The sequence below is a fragment of the Acidimicrobiales bacterium genome (genome assembly GCA_035536915.1).
In the GTDB taxonomy this organism is placed as follows: Bacteria; Actinomycetota; Acidimicrobiia; order Acidimicrobiales; family JAHWLA01; genus JAHWLA01.
Genome location: DATLNE010000002.1, coordinates 14,467 through 34,629, shown reverse-complemented (window position 1 = coordinate 34,629; position 20,163 = coordinate 14,467). Strand labels below are relative to the sequence as shown.

At 68.7% G+C, this 20,163-nt stretch carries 19 protein-coding genes; 13 read left to right on the top strand and 6 right to left on the bottom strand.

Translation table 11 applies throughout. The features are described 5' to 3' along the window. Together VM938_00785 and VM938_00780 are read right to left on the bottom strand one after the other, a co-directional pair. Positions 1-391: adenylate/guanylate cyclase domain-containing protein (locus VM938_00785; protein HVF73553.1), on the bottom strand; the 391-nt coding region annotated here is incomplete at its 3' end. A gap of 376 nt (positions 392-767) precedes the next feature. After that, positions 768-1,799 carry an MBL fold metallo-hydrolase gene (locus tag VM938_00780; protein HVF73552.1) on the bottom strand — a complete coding sequence of 344 codons (1,032 nt, stop codon included), beginning with the start codon at positions 1,797-1,799 and terminating at the stop codon, positions 768-770. A gap of 68 nt (positions 1,800-1,867) precedes the next feature. Here VM938_00780 and VM938_00775 point away from each other — a divergent pair, with 68 nt between their 5' ends. The 7 genes from VM938_00775 (at position 1,868) to VM938_00745 (ending at position 10,173) form a co-directional block, all read left to right on the top strand. Then, positions 1,868-2,629, top strand: a complete 762-nt coding sequence (locus tag VM938_00775) for an enoyl-CoA hydratase (protein HVF73551.1) — start codon at positions 1,868-1,870, stop codon at positions 2,627-2,629. Positions 2,630-2,803: 174 nt separating this feature from the next. Beyond that, positions 2,804-3,514, top strand: a complete 711-nt coding sequence (locus VM938_00770) for an ABC transporter ATP-binding protein (GenBank protein HVF73550.1) — start codon at positions 2,804-2,806, stop codon at positions 3,512-3,514. Beyond that, the gene (locus VM938_00765; GenBank protein HVF73549.1) at positions 3,511-4,209 is read left to right on the top strand and encodes an ABC transporter ATP-binding protein; all 699 of its coding nucleotides are present in this window, start codon (positions 3,511-3,513) and stop codon (positions 4,207-4,209) included. Before VM938_00770 ends, VM938_00765 begins: the two co-directional genes overlap by 4 nt. A gap of 113 nt (positions 4,210-4,322) precedes the next feature. Next, on the top strand, positions 4,323-5,540 hold the full coding sequence (locus VM938_00760; GenBank protein ID HVF73548.1) for an ABC transporter substrate-binding protein: 1,218 nt from the start codon (positions 4,323-4,325) through the stop codon (positions 5,538-5,540). A gap of 36 nt (positions 5,541-5,576) precedes the next feature. Beyond that, complete coding sequence (locus tag VM938_00755) at positions 5,577-7,541, top strand: ABC transporter permease (GenBank protein ID HVF73547.1); 1,965 nt, start codon at positions 5,577-5,579, stop codon at positions 7,539-7,541. A gap of 168 nt (positions 7,542-7,709) precedes the next feature. Next, complete coding sequence (locus VM938_00750) at positions 7,710-8,546, top strand: enoyl-CoA hydratase-related protein (GenBank protein ID HVF73546.1); 837 nt, start codon at positions 7,710-7,712, stop codon at positions 8,544-8,546. 1 nt (position 8,547) lies between these two features. Beyond that, entirely contained in the window at positions 8,548-10,173 is a 1,626-nt protein-coding gene (locus tag VM938_00745) for an AMP-binding protein (protein ID HVF73545.1), read from the top strand. A gap of 12 nt (positions 10,174-10,185) precedes the next feature. Here the strand turns inward: VM938_00745 and VM938_00740 are convergent, their stop codons facing one another. Together VM938_00740 and VM938_00735 are read right to left on the bottom strand one after the other, a co-directional pair. Next, positions 10,186-10,812: a TetR/AcrR family transcriptional regulator gene (locus VM938_00740; protein HVF73544.1), complete on the bottom strand. Its 627-nt coding sequence runs from the start codon at positions 10,810-10,812 to the stop codon at positions 10,186-10,188. 86 nt (positions 10,813-10,898) lie between these two features. After that, the gene (locus VM938_00735; GenBank protein ID HVF73543.1) at positions 10,899-11,735 is read right to left on the bottom strand and encodes an enoyl-CoA hydratase-related protein; all 837 of its coding nucleotides are present in this window, start codon (positions 11,733-11,735) and stop codon (positions 10,899-10,901) included. Between the two features lie 80 nt (positions 11,736-11,815). On the opposite strand from VM938_00735, the gene VM938_00730 reads away from it, so the two are divergent. The 3 genes from VM938_00730 to VM938_00720 all read left to right on the top strand — a co-directional run bounded on the left by VM938_00730 (position 11,816) and on the right by VM938_00720 (position 14,444). Further along, complete coding sequence (locus VM938_00730) at positions 11,816-12,676, top strand: SMP-30/gluconolactonase/LRE family protein (protein ID HVF73542.1); 861 nt, start codon at positions 11,816-11,818, stop codon at positions 12,674-12,676. A gap of 66 nt (positions 12,677-12,742) precedes the next feature. Next, complete coding sequence (locus tag VM938_00725; protein HVF73541.1) at positions 12,743-13,609, top strand: MaoC/PaaZ C-terminal domain-containing protein; 867 nt, start codon at positions 12,743-12,745, stop codon at positions 13,607-13,609. 31 nt (positions 13,610-13,640) lie between these two features. Continuing rightward, the gene (locus VM938_00720) at positions 13,641-14,444 is read left to right on the top strand and encodes an enoyl-CoA hydratase-related protein (protein ID HVF73540.1); all 804 of its coding nucleotides are present in this window, start codon (positions 13,641-13,643) and stop codon (positions 14,442-14,444) included. A gap of 22 nt (positions 14,445-14,466) precedes the next feature. Here VM938_00720 and VM938_00715 read toward each other — a convergent pair whose 3' ends face one another. Together VM938_00715 and VM938_00710 are read right to left on the bottom strand one after the other, a co-directional pair. Then, positions 14,467-16,071 (bottom strand): AMP-binding protein, encoded by a 1,605-nt coding sequence (locus VM938_00715; GenBank protein ID HVF73539.1) that lies wholly within the window; start codon positions 16,069-16,071, stop codon positions 14,467-14,469. Continuing rightward, positions 16,068-16,862 carry a VOC family protein gene (locus VM938_00710; GenBank protein HVF73538.1) on the bottom strand — a complete coding sequence of 265 codons (795 nt, stop codon included), beginning with the start codon at positions 16,860-16,862 and terminating at the stop codon, positions 16,068-16,070. Before VM938_00710 ends, VM938_00715 begins: the two co-directional genes overlap by 4 nt. A gap of 244 nt (positions 16,863-17,106) precedes the next feature. On the opposite strand from VM938_00710, the gene VM938_00705 reads away from it, so the two are divergent. Genes VM938_00705 through VM938_00695 form a run of 3 tightly spaced genes read left to right on the top strand, consistent with a single transcriptional unit; the run spans position 17,107 to position 20,149 of the window. Beyond that, a complete protein-coding gene (locus VM938_00705; protein HVF73537.1) occupies positions 17,107-18,297 on the top strand; it encodes an acyl-CoA dehydrogenase family protein in 1,191 nt (396 codons plus the stop codon). An 8-nt stretch (positions 18,298-18,305) separates the two neighbouring features. Beyond that, positions 18,306-19,472: an acyl-CoA dehydrogenase family protein gene (locus VM938_00700; GenBank protein ID HVF73536.1), complete on the top strand. Its 1,167-nt coding sequence runs from the start codon at positions 18,306-18,308 to the stop codon at positions 19,470-19,472. Continuing rightward, positions 19,472-20,149 carry an alpha/beta fold hydrolase gene (locus VM938_00695; GenBank protein HVF73535.1) on the top strand — a complete coding sequence of 226 codons (678 nt, stop codon included), beginning with the start codon at positions 19,472-19,474 and terminating at the stop codon, positions 20,147-20,149. The genes VM938_00700 and VM938_00695 overlap by 1 nt, the downstream gene beginning before the upstream one ends. Positions 20,150-20,163: the final 14 nt, after the last annotated feature.

Genomic DNA, 20,163 nt, shown 5'->3' with positions numbered 1-20,163 from the left:
GCACCTCTCCCGTGTGGAGCCCGATGCGCAAGCGGATCGGTCCATCGCGTTCGGAGAGCGCCAGTTGAAGGTCCAAGACGCAGGCCACCGCGTCCGACGGCCTCGAGAAGGCGGCGACAAAGCTGTCCCCCTCACCTTGCTCGATAGGCCGGACTCCGCGCCGAAGGCCGACCGTCTCGGAGACGAGTTGGTCGAAGTCGGCGATCGCGCTCGTCATCTCGGCCGCCCGCGACTCCCAAAGGCGAGTCGACCCTTCGATGTCGGCCAGGAGGAGCGTGACGATCCCGACCGGCAGAGCGAAGTCGGCCTCCCGTCCGAGCGACGTCTCCTCCATCACACCATCCTCCAAGCGCAGACGACTCAACAGGGTCCGCGACACAGTTTCGACCATGTCGACACCGTGGCGCCGTTGACGCTCCCGAGCATCCGCCACCTGGCTTACTCCTGGCCCGGTCCGGTGGCGTATTCGAGTCCATTGCCGAACCCACACCCGAGAACTGCGCTCTCACACGGCGCGCACGCGGCCGAAAGAGTTCAGACAACACCCACCCGAACGGGGCGCGTCGGACTCATAACCCGAAGGTCGTGGGTTCAAATCCCACCCCCGCCACCAAATTCTGGAAGCAAGCTTCCAGTCTCAATGCAGTGCTGACGAGGAAACGGTCGGAAGCCGCAACGCTTCCGACCGTTTCTCGTTCAGATGTCCGTGCCGCATTTCGCCGGTCCCCCGAGGGCGCTCACCGGGACCCCAGCGGCGCCTCCGAGCGTCAGCGAAACGGGAAGCCGGCGGTGGGAGGAGCCGCCCGGTAGACGAGCCGGCCGTCCTTGTCGTAGCGCTCCAGCACCCCGGCGTGGTGGAGGTGCTGGAGGTGGGCGAACGTCTCGCTCTCGGCGATGGCCCCCTGCCGAGCGGGCGCGAAGAGCAGCCGCATGAGTTCGGGAACCGACGCCGGCTCGCCGTCGGCCAATGCCTGGCGCAATGCCTCCAGCCGTCCGTGGTGGTGCGCCTTGAGCCTGTCGATCCGCACCGCGAGGTCGCCAAAGGGGTGACCGTGAGCAGGCAGTGCGACCGACGGTGCGAGCGCGGCGATCCGGTCGAGCGACACGAGAAAGGCGGCCAACGGGTCCCGCCCGGTGCCGATCCCCGAAATGTGTGGCGTGATCGTGGGCAGGAGGTGGTCGCCCGAGAGCAGGAGCCCGTGTTCGGGGTCGACCAGGCACAGGTGGTCGAGCGTATGGCCAGGCGTGTGGACTGCCACCCAGTCCCGGTCGGCCAGTCGGACGACCTCGCCATGCCTCACCCGCCGTCGGGGTCGTGGGTGCCGAGAGCGGGGGACGAGGCGGTGGCGTAGCGGCGGCCGGAACTTCGCACCGCCCCAAGGCGTCGGTCCATCGTGGGGGTTTCCGACGGGCTGGTCTTCAGGGTCGACCTCGTGCACGTGCGCGTCGCAGTCGTCGGGCAGCCAGGAGATGCTAAAGGCCGCGTGGGTCATGACCTCGGCCCCCGCGGCCTCGGCGAGCCAGGCTGCCGCCCCGTAGTGGTCGGGATGGGAATGGGTGATGACCACCGTGTGCACGTCGGCAAGCCGGACGCCTGCGAGCCGCAAGCGGTGCACCAGCGCCTTACGCGACTTGCGTAGCGACATGCCGGGATCCACGACCGTGACGCCGCGTCGATCCGGGATGACGTAGGTGTTCACGTGGCCCAGCCCGGGGATGTCGACGGGAAGCTGCACTCGCAACACCCCGGGCCCGACTTCTTCGACCCCGAGGCCCGCCGGCTCCTGCTCTTGTCGCATGCACAGATGTTAACGATGACTCACCCCAGTCCGCCCGTGAACCCTGATAAAGGTGCTACAACTCGGGCATGTCGCACGTGACCCTGCGCCTCGAAGGCCGCGCCGCCGTCATCACCCTCGACCGCCCCGAGGCCCGGAACGCACTGACGGGGGAGATGATCGACCTCCTGGTGGCGCGGCTTGGGGAAGCCGACGCCGACGAAAGGGTTCGGGCCATCGTCCTGACGGGCGCCGACCCGGCGTTTTGCGCTGGCCTCGACCTCGGCGCCCTTGCATCAGAGAGCGGCGGCCTCCGTGGTCGCAAGTGGCACTCGCGGCCGTGGCCGCAGACCCGCAAGCCGGTGATCGGTGCAGTCAACGGGCCAGCAGTCACCGGCGGGCTCGAGATCGCCCTGCGCTGCGACTTCCTCGTTGCCTCGGAACGAGCGTCGTTCGCCGACACGCATGCGCGGGTTGGCATTCTGCCTGGGTGGGGCCTGTCCGCTTTGCTGCCGCACGCCATTGGCGTGCGGCGGGCGATCGAGATGAGCGTCACCGGGAACTTCATGGCGGCCGACGAGGCCCTCCGGTTCGGGTTGGTCAATCGGGTGGTCCCTCACCCGGAGCTGCTGCCCGCGGCCTTGGCGCTCGCCGAAGACATCGCGGGCGTCGATCCTGAGGCGGCCGTGGCCATGCTGGCGGCCCTGCGCAAGGTCGCAGAGGTCGCCGTCGGCGACGGGTTTGCCGTCGAGGCCGAGGCCCGCTCCGCGTACCGGAAGGCGTCGCGACCCGACGATGTGGCTCGGGATCGCGCCGCCGTCATCGAGCGGGGCCGCAGCCAAGTCCAGTGAGGTGCGGTTGCGTCAGAACACGACGTAGCTGCCCAAAGGATACGAAAAACAGGTCGGCCAGTCGTTGAGGCACGGATTAACCGTGGTTACCATCGAAGCATCGAAACGCATCCCACCCCCCAACCGCTGCTCGACGTCAAGGGCCTGGCCGTCCACTACGGCGGTGTCCGTGCCGTGGACGGCGTCTCGTTCGACGTCCGGCCCCACGAGCTCGTCGGACTCATCGGCCCCAACGGTGCGGGCAAGACCACCTGCATCGACGCGGTCACCGGCCTCACGCACCTGACCGCGGGGCAGGTCGTGCTGGAGGGGCGCGACATCACGCGCGCTACGACCCACGGGCGCGCCAGGCTTCGCCTGGGCCGTACGTTCCAGTCGCTCGAACTGTTCGAGGACCTCACCGTTCGCCAGAACGTGCTGGTTGCCGTCGAACAGACTCGCTGGTGGTCGGTGTTCGGTGACCTGGTGCGACCGAACCGCCGGCGTGACCTCGCGCAGGTCGACTGGGCCCTGGGGTTGCTCGAACTGGAGGACGTGGCCGACCGGCGCCCGTCGGAGCTCTCCCAGGGTCGCCGCAAGCACGTCAGCGTGGCGCGCGCCCTGGCCATGCGGCCGTCCGTCCTCCTGCTCGACGAGCCCGCCGCAGGCCTCGACACGGCGGAGAGCGAGGAGCTGGGCAAGCGGCTGCGCGCGGTCGTCGACAGCGGCATCAGCCTGTTGCTCGTCGACCACGACATGAGCCTTGTGCTTTCGGTGTGCGATCGGGTGTACGTGCTCGAGTTCGGCAAGCTCATCGCCCACGGTTCGCCCGCCGAGGTGCGGAGCGACGCGGCGGTGGTGGCTGCCTACCTCGGTTCCGGCGAGCTCGACGGCGCTCCCCGATGAACAGCAGCAGGGTGCTCGAGGTGCAGGGACTGTTGGCCGGCTACGCGGGCGTGCCGGTTATCCGCGACCTCGACCTTCACGTGGATGCGGGCGAGATCGTGGCCCTTCTTGGCCCCAACGGCGCGGGCAAGACCACCACCTTGCTCACCGTCGCGGGCGTGCTCGAGCCGCTCGGCGGCTCCGTCACCGTCCTGGGAGCGTCGGGACACACCCCGGCGAACCGCCTTGCCCGTCGTGGCTTGGCCTACGTGCCGGAGGACCGATCGTTGTTCTCCGGGCTGAGCGTGGGCGAGAACCTGTGGCTGGGGAGCCGTCGTCGCCGGGTCGCCGAGGAAGTGCTCGAGTACTTCCCGGCATTGGAGCCGTTGCTCGGTCGACGGGCCGGGCTGCTCTCCGGGGGCGAGCAGCAGATGCTGGCGTTGGCACGGGCACTCGCCACTCGCCCGAAGCTGCTGCTGGTGGACGAGATGAGCCTCGGCTTGGCCCCGGTCGTCGTCGAGTCGCTCCTTCCGGTGCTCCGGCGCATCGTCGCCGAGCGCAATGTCGGCATCCTCCTCGTGGAGCAGCATGTGCGCCTCGCCCTCCAGGTCGCCGACAGGGCCTGCGTGCTCGCCCACGGCCGAGTGCACCTTCAGGGGACCAGTGAAGAACTTCGGCGCAACCGGTCGCTGCTTGAGGCGGGCTATCTCGGTTGATCCCGCGTTCACAAACCGGTCTAGTCATTTTTCGGCATGTGAGTTCCGTCCTTGACCGGTTAGTTAACAGCCGTTACCGTCACCCAGCGTTAACAGCCAATAGGAGGCACTGGATGTTCGGAAAACGCGCGGGTGCGGTCGTGGCCGCCGCCGCTCTCTTGCTCGGGTCGGCATGTGGGGACGACAAGACCAGCCCCACGGCCGACGCACCTCGTGCGACGACCGGGCCGGAGATCCCCGTCGGGTTTGTGAACGCCGAGGGAGGCACCCTGTCGTTCCCCGACACTCGCATCACCACCGAGGTCGGCGTAGCCCACTTCAACAAGAACGGCGGCGTGAAGGGACGTCCCCTCAAGCTCGTCCGCTGCGACGTGGACGGCTCGCCGGAGAAGGCCATCGATTGCGCCAACAAGTTCGTCGAGGCCAAGGTCGTCGCCGTGCTCGAGGGCATCGGCATCGGCACCGACGCCATGCTGCCCATCCTCAAGAGCGCGTCGATCCCTCTGGTCGGCCATGTGCCGTTCGGGCCCCAGCAGCAGACAAGCGCCGACGCCGTCTTCCTCGGGTCGGCGCTGCCGGCCATCGCCGCGGTGCCTCTGAAGTTCTTTTCCGAGAAGGGCGCCAAGAAGCTGGTGTACCTGTCGATCGACGGGCCGAACTCGCGTCAGTACTTCACCAACAATTTGGAGCCGGTGGCGAAGAAGCTCGGCATCACCGTCAAGCCGGTCTACTTCAGCCCGTCGTCACCCGACTTCACGGTGCTGGTGAACACCGCAATGGCCGAGAAGCCCGACGTGATCGGCACGGCCGGCCTGTCGGAGGCCATGTGCACCTCGATGATCAACGCCGTACGAGGCACGTCGTTCAAGGGTGACGTGTTCGCCGGGTCCTGCTTCGACTTCGCCAAGACGGTCGGCGCCAAGGCCGATGGCGTCTACGCCTACGCCGACACCTGGTGGGCGAGCGCCCCGGACGACGCGCCTCCCGCCAAGGCCAAGGAGATCCGCGAGTACCTCGACGCCATGAAGGCCAGCGGCAACGAGGCCAAGGCCATCACAACCGGGCAGGTGCTCTTCGCCGCCGTCATGGACCTGGGGCGCATCCTCGCCACCATCGAGGGCGACATCACCGGGCCCAAGATCCTCGCCGCCCTTCGCGCCACCAAGGGCTTCCCGGCCTTTATGGGCGGGACGCTCACCTGTGACGGCTCGGCGTGGAAGGGCCAGTCGTCGTGCGCCGCAAGCGCCTTGGTGTACCAGGCCAAGGGGGGCGTGATGCGCCCGGTCTCCAAGGACTTCGTCGACGTGTCCTCGTTCGCACCTGCAGCCTGAGGTGCGGATGACGAGGCCGAGCAGGGGAGCGTAGCGGTGAAGGACTACTTCGCCTTTGCCCTGCTCGGCCTCGGCGCCGGCTCGGTGTACGCGGCGATCGCCACCGGGCTGGTCGTCACGTACAAGGGGTCGGGCATCATCAACTTCGCCCAAGGGGCGCTCGGCGTGTGGGCCGCCTACGTCTACGACGAGCTGCGCACCACCGGTGATTACGTGCTGCCCGTGGCGGCGCGCGTGCATCTGGGAGACGACGTGCACGCCGCCGCCGCCCTCGCCTTGGGGGTGGCCTCCGCCGGGCTCCTCGGGTTGCTCGCCCACCTGCTCGTGTTCCGGCCGCTCCGGCAGGCTCCCGCCCTCGGCAAGGTCGTCGCCGGCGTCGGCCTCATGTTGACCATGCAGGCGTTGGTAGCTCTGCGCTTCGGCACCGAGGCGCGGTTGCCCGCGTCGATCGTCCCTAGTGAGACGCTGGAGCTGGGTGCGCTGTCCGTCCCGCGCGACCGCATTTACCTGACCGTGATCGCACTGGCGGTGGCTGCCGCCATGTGGGCGTGGTTCCGCTTCTCGTTGAGCGGAACCGCCACGCGAGCCGCCGCCGACAACGAGCGAGCCGCCACCATCCTCGGCTACAGCCCCGATCGGCTGGCGGCGACGACGTGGGTGCTGTCGTCGATGATCACCGGCTTCATGATCACGCTCGTGGCTCCCACCACCGGGATCAACCCCACCAATTACACGCTGTTCGTGGTGCCCGCGTTGGCTGCCGCTCTGTTCGGCCGCCTGACCTCGTTGGGCGGCGCTTGTGCCGCCGGGCTGGCGTTGGGCGCCGTGCAGTCGATCGTGACGCTGGTCAGCTCGAAGCCGTGGTGGCCGGCGTGGGCGGCCTCGGGCTTAGGCGATGCCGTGCCTTTCCTGTTCGTCGTGCTGGCCTTGTTCCTGCTGGGCAAGCGCCTGCCCCAACGGGGCGAGGGCGACGCGCTGGCGCTTCCCGAGGTGGTCCTGCCGACGGTCCGGCCCGCCCTCCTGGCCGCCGCGTTCGTCGGCGGCGTCGTGCTCCTCGCCATAACCGACGGGGGCTACCGCTTCGGGATCATCACCTCGATGATCGCCGCCATGGCCGCCCTCTCCTCCGTCGTCATCACCGGGTTGGTGGGCCAGATATCGCTGGCCCAGACGGCGTTGGCGGGCGTGGCCGGGTTCACGCTCTCCAAGGTGGCAAGTGACGGCGGCGTGCCGTTCCCCCTGTCGATGCTTCTGGCCGCAGGCGCCGCGGCTGTCCTCGGTGTCCTCGTCGGCGTGCCTGCCGTCCGCATCCGCGGGGCGCAGTTGGCCGTCGTCACCTTGGCCGGAGCGGTCGCCATCGAGCAGTTCGTGTTCCGCAACCCGCAATTGATCCCTCCCAGCGGCAGCCCCATCGCCGACGCCTCGTTGTTGGGCTTCGACCTCGGCATCAGGCAAGGCTCCGACATCGTTCGTCTGCGCTTCGGCCTGCTCGTGCTCGTGGTCCTCACGATTCTGGGCGTGGTGGTGGCCAACCTCATCCGGAGCGCGACGGGGCGCACCATGCTCGCCGTGCGCTCGAACGAGCGGGCTGCGGCGGCGCTCGGGGTCAACGTGGCGGCCGTGAAGCTCGTTGCCTTCGGACTGGCCAGTTTCATCGCGGGCATCGCGGGAGCGTTCGTCGGATACAGCCGAGGCCAACTCTCTGTCGAGTCGTTCGGCGTTCTCGTGGGACTCGCCTACCTCGCCTTCGCCTACTTGGGCGGCATCACCAGTGTGACCGGGGCTTTGGTGGCCGGGACGTTCGCCCCCCTCGGGATCGGCTTCGTGATCTCCGACCGCCACATCCACGTCGGGCGCTACTACTTGCTGGTGGGCGGCCTCGGCCTGCTGCTCACTGCTGTCGCCAACCCTGAGGGGATCGTCGGCGCCGTCCGGCACAACGTGGCCGACACAAGGCGCCGGATCGCCGCACGGCGAGCGCGTCGCGCGGCCTCGACCTAAAGCTAACCACGGTTTACTTAATCGCGGAATCTTGTTAGGTTGGCGTCATGCGTGAACGGTTCTCCGCAGTTGTCGGGGATTCCTAGCCGTCGAACGCATCCTGGACCTGTTGGACAACTGGCGCGAGCTCGACGAGTTCAAGCTGACGACCCTTTCACGGTGACCGCCATGACTTCCGAAGCCCTTGTCCTCGTCGACGACCCTTGCGAGGGAGTCCGTCGCCTGACCCTCAACCGCCCGGAGAAGCGCAACGCGCTGTCGAACCTGCTCCGCGGGGAGCTCTTCGCTCGCCTGCGCGAGGCCGACCTCGACCGGTCGGTGCGCGTCGTCGTCATCCGTGGCGCAGGCAGTTGCTTCTCCGCGGGCTACGACCTCGGTGAGGACACCCGCAAGAACATGCCCCGCCATTCGCCTCCGGCCGATGGAGCCTGGCCTCGTCATCTCGTCGAGGGCTGGTTCGAGCTCATGGACTACGCCACGCCGATCATCGCCCAGGTGCACGGATGGTGCCTCGCGGGCGGCACCGAGTTGGCCGCCGCCTGCGACCTTGTCTACACGGCGGAAGATGCCCAGTTCGGCTATCCACCTGTGCGCATCATCTCGCCCCCTGACATGGTGTGGCACCCCTGGTTGATGGGCATGCGGCGGGCCATGGAGGCCATGCTCACGGGTGACTCGATGAGCGGGACCGAGGCGGTGGCGGCCGGCATCGCCAACCGGGCGTTTCCGGCCGACACCCTCGAAGAGCAGGTGCTTGCCCAGGCTGCTCGCATCGCCCAGATCCCGGGCGAGCTGCTGGCCATGAACAAGCGCGTCGTCCATCGCAGCATGGAGATGATGGGCATGCGCAACGCCATGCGCGCCAACACGGAGACGCAGGCGCTCGGCATGCACCAGAAGCACACCCGTGAGTACTACGCCAAGCTTGCCGCAGACCTGAAGGGTGCCTTCTCGGAACGCGACAAGCCCTTCGGCGACTATCGGGAGTCCGAGGCGAAGGCCTGACGTGCCCGGCTGGAACTTCTCCGACGTGTGGGATGCCGTCGCCGCAGCCCGTCCCGACAAAGTCGTCGTGGTGCACGGTGACCGCCAGGTCCGTTCCGGCGAGCTCGACGCTGGGGCCACGGCGTTCGCAGGAGCGTTGGTGGGCGCCGGGATCGAGCAGGGCGCCAAGGTCTCGCAGTACCTCTACAACTGCACCGAGTACATCGAGTCGTACTGGGGTTGTTACAAGAGCGGGATCACTCCTGTTAACACCAACTATCGGTACCTCGACGACGAGCTCGTGTACCTGTGGACCAACGCCGACGTTGAGGCGGTGGTGTTCCACGGCACGTTCTCGGCGCGTATCGACCGGGTGCGGACGCGGGTGCCCGGGGTTCGCCTGTGGCTGTGGGTCGACGACGGCGACGGCCCCTGCCCCGACTGGGCGCTCCCATACGACTCGTTCCGCGACAGCGGCCCGCCGTTGCCTCACGACCGCGGCGCGAGCCCCGACGACATCTACCTCCTCTACACGGGCGGCACCACCGGCATGCCGAAAGGCGTGATGTGGCGACAGTCCGACTACTTCGACGGCATGAACCAGTCGATCTTCCGGGGTGCCTTCCCGGCGGCGCCTGAGATGGACACGCTGCTCGAGCGGATCGGGCCCATGGGCCGCACCACGGTGTGCGGCCCGCCCCTGATGCACGGCACGGCGCTCGGCCTCCTGCACGTCACCCTCACCACCGGCGGAACGATCGTGTTGCTTCCGTCACGCTCGTTCGACGCAGAAGAGATGCTCGACGAGGCAGTGCGAACCGGGGCCGAAGCGCTCGCCATCGCCGGTGACGTCTTCGGCCGCCCTTTGGTGGAGGCCCTCGACGCCCACCCGGAACGGTGGGACCTCAACTCGTTGAAGGAGGTCACGTCGGCGGGGATGATGTTCTCGGAGCCGACCAAGCGGGCGCTGCTCCGGCATGCGCCCCACCTGCGCCTGACGGACCGGCTCGGCTCCACCGAGGTGCCCTTGGTGGCCGACTCCCGATCGTCAGGAAAGGGCGTACACGGCACGGCGACGTTCAAGGTCGGCGACGATGTCGTCGTGCTCGACGACGAACTGCGACCGGTGGCGGCCGGATCGGGCGTGCCAGGCCGACTGGCGAAGACGGGGCCGCTGCCCCTCGGTTACTACAAGGACCCGGAGAAGTCGGCCCAGACCTTCCCGGTGATCGACGGGGTGCGCTACGGCGTGACCGGCGACTACGCCATCGTCGACGCCGACGGCACGGTCCACCTGCTCGGGCGAGGCTCGGTCTGCATCAACACCGGCGGCGAAAAAGTCTTCCCCGAGGAGGTCGAAGAGGTCGTCAAGGAGTTCACCGGCGTCGCCGATGCCGTGGTCGTCGGGGTTCCCGACGACCGTTACGGCGAGCGCGTGGTCGCCGTGGTCGAGCCCAGCCGGGGAACGGTCCTCGAGCCTGAGGAGCTCGTCACGTTCGTGAAGTCGCGCCTTGCCGGCTACAAGGCCCCGCGCCACGTCGTGATCGTGGAGTCGATGTTGCGAGGCCCCAACGCCAAGGCCGACTACGCGGGGTGCCGTGAACTGGCGATCAAGCAGGTTGCAGGCCTGCCCCAGCCGGCGGGCTGAATGCTCCTGCGCTCAGCGACGAGTGCGCTTGCGCGGCGGTGACAGGTCGCCGAACAGGGTGGCGCGCACGGCATTGAGCACAAAGGCCTCGAGCTTTTCCCGCTCGACGTCGTACTCGAAGACGATGATGCACTGGTAGACCCCCAACGCCGCATGCACGGCGAGCTTGGCCTCTTCGCGAGAGAGCTCGGGGCGCAACGCATTCAGGTAGCCGATCCAGGCCCCCACGTAGCCGTCCTGCTGGCGCCGTGCTTCGCGGCGGTAGTTCGGAGGGAGGTGTCGCTGCTCGAACGTCCACAAGGAGATGAGCGACCGGTGTTCGATGCACACGGTCAGGTGCGAGCGCATGAGCGTCTCGACGGCCTCCGCCGGCTCCATTGTGCGGGCGACGGCTACGCCTTCCATCATCCGCTCCCAGGTGCGGGCGAAGGCGGTGATGAGGATGTCGTCCTTGTTGGCGAAATGTCGGTAGACGGCGGGGCCGGAGATGCCGGCCACGGCACCGATGTCGTCGATGCCGGTGCTGTGGAAGCCCCGTTCGCGGAACAGGTTGACTGCGGCCTCGAGGATGACCTCTCGACGCGACCGAGCCGGCGTGCGCCGGCGGACGGCCGCGGTAGAGGTGCGCGCCTCGCTCATCGGACCCGCGTAAGCGAGCGGCAGGCGGTGTGCATGCTCATGACGCTAGCAGCCGTGAACTGGCGGGCGTCGGTTCGTCAGGCTGCTCACCGGCCGGTGAACACCGGGGGCCGACGCTCGGCGAAGGAGGCGATGCCCTCCCGAAAGTCGGCCGTGCCGAACAGCTCGCGAGTGACGTCGAGCACCCGGTGCACGTGGGCCTCGAAGCCGTCCTGGTCGGCCGCCTGCAAGAGCCGTTTGGCCGCCTGCACAGCCAAAGGAGCGTTGGCGGCGATCTCTTCGGCGAGAGCGAGCGCGGCAGGTACCACCTCGTCGTCAGGCACGACCTGGTTGGCGAGCCCCAGGGCCACAGCCTCGTCGCCGGTCACCGTGGCGCCTCGGAAGACGAGTTCGGCGGCGCGGGCCTGGCCCACGAGCCGGGGCAGGAGCCACGTGCCGCCGCTTTCGGGAACGACCCCGCGTGTGACGAAATTGCCCATGAGACGGCTGGACCGGCCGACGACCCGCACATCGCAGCCGAGGGCGAGGTCGAACCCGTAGCCCGCTGCGGCTCCCCGGACAGCGGCAATGGTGGGTTTGGCGAGCTCGTGCAGGACGACGGGCGGCAACTCGGCTCGGCCGATGCCGCTGACCGCCTTTTGCATCGACTTCGAAGCGTCTCCGCCGGAGCGGTTCTCCTTGTCGAGGCTCTTGAGGTCGAGCCCGGCGCAGAACCCGTCGCCTGCGCCCGTGAGCACGACGACCCGCACCTCGGGGTCGACCGCCGCTTGGTCGAGGCGCGACGACAGCAGGCGAAGCATCGGCGTGGTGATCGCGTTGCGGCGATGCGGGCGATTGAGGGTGATGAGGGCGACGTGGCCGAGCATCTCGTACAAGACCTCAGGCGGTCGTTCCTCTTCACGGGTCGTGTCCGGCGTCGGCATCGCCGTGAGTAAACCAGCGTTCTCCTAGGCAGCGCAACGACTTCCTTGCTCGTGGTGTTAACAATCGTTACGGTTATCCGGTGCCCGCTTCTGCCACCATGGTCTCAGGCCTCCGCTTTCCCGAGGGAGCGCGCTGGCACGCCGGGGCTTTGTGGTTTTCCGACCTCTACGAGCCCGCCGTGTACCGCTGGGCGCCTGGTGGCGAGCCCGAGGTGGTCGCCCGCGTAGACCAGCCCTCCGGGCTGGGGTGGTTGCCCGACGGGCGCCTGCTCGTGGTCTCCATGGTCGAACGCCGGCTCGTGCGCATCGAGCCGGACGGCACCGCCGTCGAGCACGCCGACCTCTCGCCCCATGCCGCCTTCCACGTCAACGACATGTACGTCGATCCCGGGGGCCGGGCCTACGTGAGCCAGTACGGGTTCGACTTTTTGGCCTACATCGACGACCACGGCGTGGACGCTCTGTTCGGTGAGCCGCCTCCGCCCCTCGCCCCGCTGTTGATGGTCGACCCGGACGGCACGGTGACTGCAACCGGCGAGCCCTTGCGCATGCCGAACGGCATCGTCGCCGTGGGCGGGGGCCGCACACTGGTGGTCGCCGAGACTTTCGGCCGACGCCTGTCCGCCTTCGACGTCGGGAGCGATGGGCACTTGACGGGCCGTCGCATCTACGCCGAGTTGCCAGGCGTGGCGCCCGACGGCATGTGCGTCGATGCCGACGATCACATTTGGGTAGCGGACGGGGCGGGGCGACAGGTCCTGCGGGTGGCTCCCGGCGGCAACATCGTCGATGTCGTCGAGACGACGGGGGCGTCGATGTCGTGTGCGCTGGGTGGCGACGACGGGCGCACGTTGTTCGTGTGCACCAGCGGAGCGACGACGCCCGAAGAGGCGGAAACGGGGAGGGCCGGATGTATCGAGGCGGCCTCCTTGCCTACGTAGGTTAACGAACGTTACCATTACCTTCAGACGTATCCCATGGCGGGCCGCGTGAGCAGGAGGAATGGCGTGGGGCTCAGCCCTGAAGCAGTGGGCACGAAGCTCGACACCATCGAGCGGTCGTGGGGCTCAAAGGATTGTCTGCTGTACGCAGTGTCGGTCGGCGCGGGCGCGCTCGACCCGGCGACGGAGCTCGAGTTCACCACCGAGAACTCCCACAAGGTGCAGCAGCGTGCGCTGCCCACGTTCGGCGTGCTGGCCGCGGGGTGCGGTGGCGAGGTGGAGGTCCAGGCCCTGCACGCACTGCAACTGGAAGCCGATGTCGTCGTACGCGGCGTGCACGGCGCCCAGGAGATCGAGCTCTTCGAGGAGATCCCTGTCGAGGGCCGAGCGCGGATCGAGCCCGTGATCACCGCCGTCGAAGCAAAAGCCACGGGCACGACGATGACGATCGAGGCGAAGGCGTACCGAGCGGAGGACGATGCGCCGCTGTTCACGGCGCGCTCGACGATGTTCTTCCGCGGCGTCGGCTCCGATCCTGAGGCGAAGGGGCGCAAGGCCGACGACGTCCTGGAGCCGGACGGCGCGCCCACGCACTCGGTCACGTACAACGTGCGCCCGGAACAGGGGCTGCTCTACCGCCTCAACGGCGATCGCAACCCGCTGCACTCCGACCCCAAGTTCGCCAAGATGGCGGGCTTCGGGGCGCCGATCCTTCACGGGCTGTGCACCTACGGGTTCGCCGGACGTGCGCTCGTGCAAACCGCCTGCGACGGGAATCCGGGCCGGCTGGCTGCCATGTTCGGCCGGTTCACCAAGCCGGTGCTGCCAGGCGACGATTTGACGGTCTCGGTGTGGGAAGGCGACGAGATCGCCTACCGGGTGCAAACGCAACGAGGCGACACCGTCCTTGCCGGCTGGTGCCGGCTCCGCTGAGAACTGCGCCGAGAACGACAGAGGGAACAACATGCCGACCGTCCTGGTAGAGCGCGTGCGTCCGGGTATCGACCTGGTGACGTTGAACCGCCCTGACCGCCTCAACGCCATCACCCACGAGCTCGTCACCGACTTGTTGGCGGCCTTCGACCGCATCGAGGCCGACAAGACCGCCCGCGTGGTGGTGCTCACCGGCGCGGGCCGCGGGTTCTGTGCCGGGCTCGACCTGAAGGAGGCCCACAGCATCGAGGCCACGGACGGCATGGGGCCGGTCCACGCCATGATGACGTCGCAGAAGCGCTGGTGGACCCGCTTCCTGCCCCGGATGCGGTCGTTGCCCCAGCCGATCATCGCCGCCGTGAACGGTCCCGCTGCGGGCGGCGGCTTCGTGCTCTCTCTTGGAGCCGACATCCGGCTGGCCGCGGAGTCGGCCTCGTTCCACGGCGCCCTTATCAAGATGGGCGTCTCGGGAGTCGAGTTCGGACTCGGCTGGGTGCTCCCGCGCATGGTCGGCATGTCGCGAGCCGCGGAGATCGTGCTCACGTCGCGCAAAGTCGATGCACAAGAGGCCGTGGACATCGGCTTGGTCAGCAGGGTGGTCCCGGACGGGGCCGTGGTGGACGCCGCCCTCGATCTCGCCGAGGAGATCTGCGCCAATACGCCGTTCGGGGTGTGGATGACCAAGAACCTGCTGTGGTCGAGCATGGAGTCGTCACTCGAGGCCGCCATCGAGCTCGAGACGCGGACGCAGATCCTCGCCCTGCTCACCGAGGACCAGAAGGAGCAGCGCCTGTCGCTGGCGGAGAAGCGCCCGCCGCGCTATCTCCTCCGCTGAGCGCTCGTAGGGCTTCGCGGCGTCAGGCCAGGCGGGCCGTCGCCAGTTCCTTCAGCCGGCGGTAGTCGACTTTTCCGCTCGGCGTGCGTTCCATCGAGGGCACCACGACGATCGACCGGGGCACCTTGTACCCGGCCAGTCGGCCCTTGGCGTGGGCGACGACGGCATCGGCGTCGACCTCTTGGCCTTCAGCGGGCTCGACCACGGCGACCACCGACTCGCCGAAACGGGGGTGGGGTACGCCGACCACCACGGCGTCGGCCACCGCCGGGTGTTCTTTCACCACCTCCTCCACCTCCTCGGGGTAGACCTTCTCGCCTCCGGTGTTGATGCACACCGAGCCGCGGCCCAAGAGGTGGATGGTGCCGTCGGCGCCCACGGTGGCGTAGTCGCCGGTCACGGCATAACGCACGCCGTTGATGACAGGAAACGTGGCTGCCGTGCGCTCGGGGTCCTTGTAGTAGCCCAGCGGGAGCGAGCCCGTGCTGCAGAGGCGGCCGACCGCGCCCGAGCCGGGCTCGACGGGGTTGCCGTCGTCGTCGAGCACCGTGCTCCGCTCGGTCAGCTTGAACGACGCCGTCTCCGTCACGTTGTCGGCCGTCGAGACCGAGTTGCCGAAGGCAGCCCCCTCCGTCGAGGCCAGGCCGTCGACCAGCGTCACCGGTGGGAGGTGAGCGAGCAGGTCGCGCTTGGTCGCTGCCGACCACATGGCACCGGACGACGAGATGAAGCGCAGCGACGAAAGATCCCAGCGATGCGGCTCCCGCGCCAAGGCCTCGAGCACGGGACGCATGAACACGTCGCCGGCCACGCTGACGGAGAACACCCGGTGGCGGGCCAGCTCGTCGAGCATCTCCTCGGCGTCGTACGAACGCGAGGGCAGCAGCACGAGCGTCCCCCCGCAGAGCAGCGAGGTATGGAGCACCGACAAGCCGGTGCCGTGCATCAGCGGCGTGGCCGCCATCATCACCGGCATGGGACGGTCCACCCGTCGGGCGATCTCCTCGACGTCGGCCGCGTTCGCCAACAGCCCGCCGAGGGGATCGTTGTAGATGTCGGCGTAGTCCCCTTGGGCCCACATGACGCCCTTCGGCAGGCCGGTGGTCCCGCCCGTGTAAAGGAACAACAGGTCGTCGGGGCTTCGCTCCCACGGCAGGTCGAGCGAGGTGGCGCTCGTTGCCGCCTTCTCGTAGGGCATGGCCCATGCCGGGCACGGTCCCGTGTCGTCGTCGACCCACAGCCAGTAGCGCACGGCGGGGACTCGGTCGCGGAGGCGTTCGATGCGCTCGACGAAAGAACCATGGAAGACCACGGCCTCGACGTCGGCGTTCGTCCACAAGTAGACGAGCTCGTCGTCCAGGTAGCGGTAGTTGGTGTTGACCGGTACGTAGGACGCCTTGTAGGCGGCGTACACGCTCTCGACGTACTCGGGGCAGTTGTAGAGGTACTGCGCCACCTTGGCCTGTCGGGGAAGCCCGGCCTCTACCAAGGCGGTTGCCACCCCGGCGGCGCGGGCCTCCAGCTCGCGCCACGAGACGATGCGATCGCCGTGGACAACAGCCCGGGAGCCGTCCTTCACTCGCGCCACGGCGTCCCAGATGTCGGCGAAGTTGTGCCGAGCCGTCATCGGCTGTCCTTTCCGCTCAGTGACACGAACTCGAACCACGTCCCGTCTGGGTCAGCGACAGCAAAGGCGTCCTTGGAGCCGTCGTTGCGTAGGTCCATGACCGGCCGTATGTCGCGACCGCTGAAGGTGGCGTGGAGGGCAGGCGCGTCGTGCACGAAGCCGACGAGGTAGCGCAAGCCGGCCGCCGCCCACGGCCCGTCGGCGAAGGGCGAGGCGCCTTGGGGGGCCGGCCTCACGCCGATGCGCATGTCGCCTGCCAGCACGCCCTCGTCGTCGGCGAGCAGGGGGTCGCCCGCCGTCGCTTCGGGGAGGCGCAGGCGACGGCGGTAGAAGTCGAGGGTGGCGGCCGGGTCGGCGGCGGCCAGCGAGACGTGCAACCGACAGGCCGACTCGGTGAGGCCGTCGCCGGCCATAACGCGCAGGGCGTTGCCGTCAGGGTCGGTGGCACGCCAGACGGTGACGCCGTCGACTGTCTCTTCGGCCCCACGCGCCAGAGCCCGGCCGAGCACCTCGTCGATGTCGTGCACCGCCACCGTCAGTTCGGCCAGGCCGACCCCTCCGCCGTCGTTGTCCGGCACCCGTTTGCCGGCGTCGGCCAACTGGAGGACGCTGCGGCCGAGGGTGAGCCGGTAAATACCTGCCCCCGGGCGGCCCACCAAGGTGCGCTCACGGAACCCGAGCACCCGGGTGTAGAAGTCGACCATGGCGGGCGCCGAGCGGCAGACGACGACGACCTCGGTGGCCGGGTGGACCAGGGGAAGCGGCTCCGCGGTCGTCACGGCGTCAGGCATGGGTCTCCCTCAGAGACGCGCTCTCGCGCACAAAGCGAACAAACGTTAACTACCGGAGTACCCCAGCCTTGCACAGGAGGTCAAGCCCTGTCACTGGGGTTGACGTTAGAAGTTAAACACCGTTAACATTTCGGACGTGCCCGCTCCCCCTGGGCACAGCTCCGGCGACGCTGTTCCAGCGTCGCCCGCCGTTTTCCGTGCGTCGCTCCCCGGGGCGACGCCCAGCCTCGCCGAGAAGGGACACATGAGCGCGGTGGATGTCGAGAAGCTGGTGGAGGACCGCGTGGCCGAGCTCCTGGCCAAGTTCCCCCCGGAGAGCACCTCGCCGACGGAGTTCTGGGGTGCGCAGTTCGACTGCGGCCTGGCCTGGGTGCACTTCCCCGAAGGCCACGGCGGCCTGAACCTGCCGCCGCAGATGCAGAAGCTGGTCGACGCCCGCCTCAGCGAGGCGGGTGCGCCCAGCAACCGGGGTCGCAATCTCATCGGGCTGGGGATGGGCGCTCCTACCGTGGTCAGCCACGGGCGCGACGACCAGCGCAAGCGGTACCTCCGGCCCTTGTTCACGTGCGAGGAGATCTGGTGCCAGCTCTTCAGCGAGCCTGGCGCCGGTTCCGACCTGGCCGGGCTCGCTACGCGTGCAATCCGCGACGGCGACGAGTGGATCGTCAACGGCCAGAAGGTGTGGACCACGTTGGCCCACCAGGCGAGGTGGGGCATGCTGCTCGCTCGCACCGACCCCGATGTGCCCAAGCACAACGGGATGACGTACTTCGTGCTCGACCTGCACGCCCCCGGCGTGGAGGTGCGGCCGCTCCGCCAGATCACCGGTGAGGCCGAGTTCAACGAGGTCTTCCTGAACGACGTCCGAATCCCCGACAGCGACCGCCTGGGAGAGGTGGGGCGGGGCTGGAGCGTGGCCGTCACCACGCTGATGAACGAACGAGCCTCGATCACCTCGTCCGCCGCGCCTGCCCGGGGTTCCGGCCCCATCGGCACGGCGGTTCAGCTGTGGCACCGCTCCGAGCGCAAGTCGCCCGCCGTGCGCGACGAGCTCGTCAAGCTCTGGATCAGGTCCGAAGTGAACCGCCTCACCAGCCTCCGGGCCCGCCAGGCCCGTGCGCTGGGCAATCCGGGGCCCGAGGGGTCCGTCGGGAAGTTGGCGTGGGCCGAAACCTCGATGGACATCCAAGAGCTCTGCGTCGACCTGTTGGGCGCTGAAGGGACGCTGTACTCGTCGTACGAGATGGCGCGCCCCGACCGCCTGGGCTCGCAGAAGGACGACATCGCTCGGGCGTTCTTGCATTCGCGTTCGAACGCCATCGCCGGTGGCACCAGCGAGGTCATGCGCAACATCCTGGGCGAGCGGGTTCTCGGCCTCCCGGGCGACGACCGTCGCGACCGGGAGCTGCCGTGGAGCCAGGTCCCCCGGAGCTGAAGCGCGTCGTGGACCACGTCGAGCCCGAGGACCACCGGCTCATCCGGGAAGGCCTGCGCACGGTCCTGGCCCACTTCGACGACGCCTACTGGGCCTACCACGACGCCAACCACCTCTTCCCCGGAGACTTCTACGACGCCCTGGCCGAGGGCGGCTGGATCGGCATCTGCATCCCCGAGGAGTACGGCGGCGGCGGGCAGGGGATCGCCGAGGCGGCCGTGGTCATGGAAGAGATCGCCGCCTCGGGTGCGGCCATGAACGGCTGCAGCGCCGTGCACGCGTCGATCTTCGGGATGCACCCCATCGTCGTGCACGGCTCGGAGGAGATGAAGCGGACGTACCTGCCGCGCGTCGCTTCCGGCGACCTGCACGTCGCCTTCGGGGTCACCGAACCCGACGCCGGCACCGACACGACGCGCATCACGACCCGCGCCGTGCCGGCCGGCGGCGTCTATCGGGTCACCGGCCGCAAGGTCTGGACAACCAAGGCCTTGGAGGCCGAGCGCGTGCTGTTGCTCGTGCGGACGACGCCCCAGGACCAGGTGGCCCGACGCACCGACGGGTTGACGCTGCTGTTCGTCGACCTGCGCTCGCCGGGAGTGACCATCACGCCGATCCCCAAGTTGGGGCGCAACGCGGTGGCGTCGTGCGAGGTGGCCTACGACGACGTGGAGGTGCCGCTGAGCGACGTGGTGGGGGAGCCCGGGCGCGGCCTCCAGTACCTCTTCGACGGGCTGAACGCCGAGCGGGTGCTCGTGGCGGCCGAAGCGCTGGGCACGGGCCGGGCTGCCCTGCGGCGGGCCGTGCGCTATGCCAACGAGCGGGTTGTCTTCGACCGGCCCATCGGGCGCAACCAAGGCATCGCCTTTCCGCTGGCCGAGGCCCATGCGCGCCTGGCAGCCGCCGAGCTCATGATCCGGCAGGCCGCGTGGCGGGTCGACAACCGACTGCCGTGCGGCGAGCAGGCCAATCTGGCCAAGTGGCTGGCGGCAGACGCCGGGTTCTTCGCCGCCGACCAAGCTCTCCAGACCCACGGCGGCATGGGGTACGCGTCGGAGTACCACGTCGAGCGCTACTGGCGCGAGGCGCGCCTGTTCAAGCTGGCGCCGGTCACCCAGGAGATGATCCTCAACTACGTGGCCGAGCACGTGCTCGGCCTACCCCGGTCGTACTGATGCACCTCCACGTGGTTCGTGAGGGCGCGGGGCCGGTTGTCGTGCTGACGCACGGGCTGGGGGACTCCTCGGACACGTGGTCGCCGGTGGCGGCGTCGCTGGTCGAGCGTTTCACCGTCGTCCGCTGGGACCTTCGGGGCCACGGGGGCTCGGACGCGCCTGACGAGCCCCAGGCGTATTCACGCGAGCTGGCTGTGGCCGACCTCGACGGCGTTCTCGCCGGCCTCCGTCGCCCGGTGCTCGTGGGGCATTCGCTCGGCGGCTACATCTCGCTGGCGCGGGCCGTGCAGCGAGCCGACGACATCGCAGGCCTCGTGTTGCTGGCCAGCGGGCCCGGCTTTCGCAACCCGGTGTCCCGGCAGCGCTGGAACGAGGGCATCCACGAGAACGCCGAACGCTACGGCGTGCCCGCACCGGTCCTCGGCCTCGGCCTCCAGCCGGACGACGTCGTCATCGGCTCCGTCCCGTCGCTGGACATCCCACTGCTCGTGCTCGTGGGCGACCGCGACGACCCGTCGTACCACGCAGGCGCCTCGTTCCTGGCCTCGCAGGTGCCGGGCTGCCGGGTCGAGGTGCTGCCCGGGGGCCACCGGTTCCACGTCAGCGCCGCGGCCCGAGTCGCCGAGGTCATCGGTTCTTTCGTCGCCGAGGCGTGCGAACCGTTGACTCGTATGTAAACGACGGTTATCTT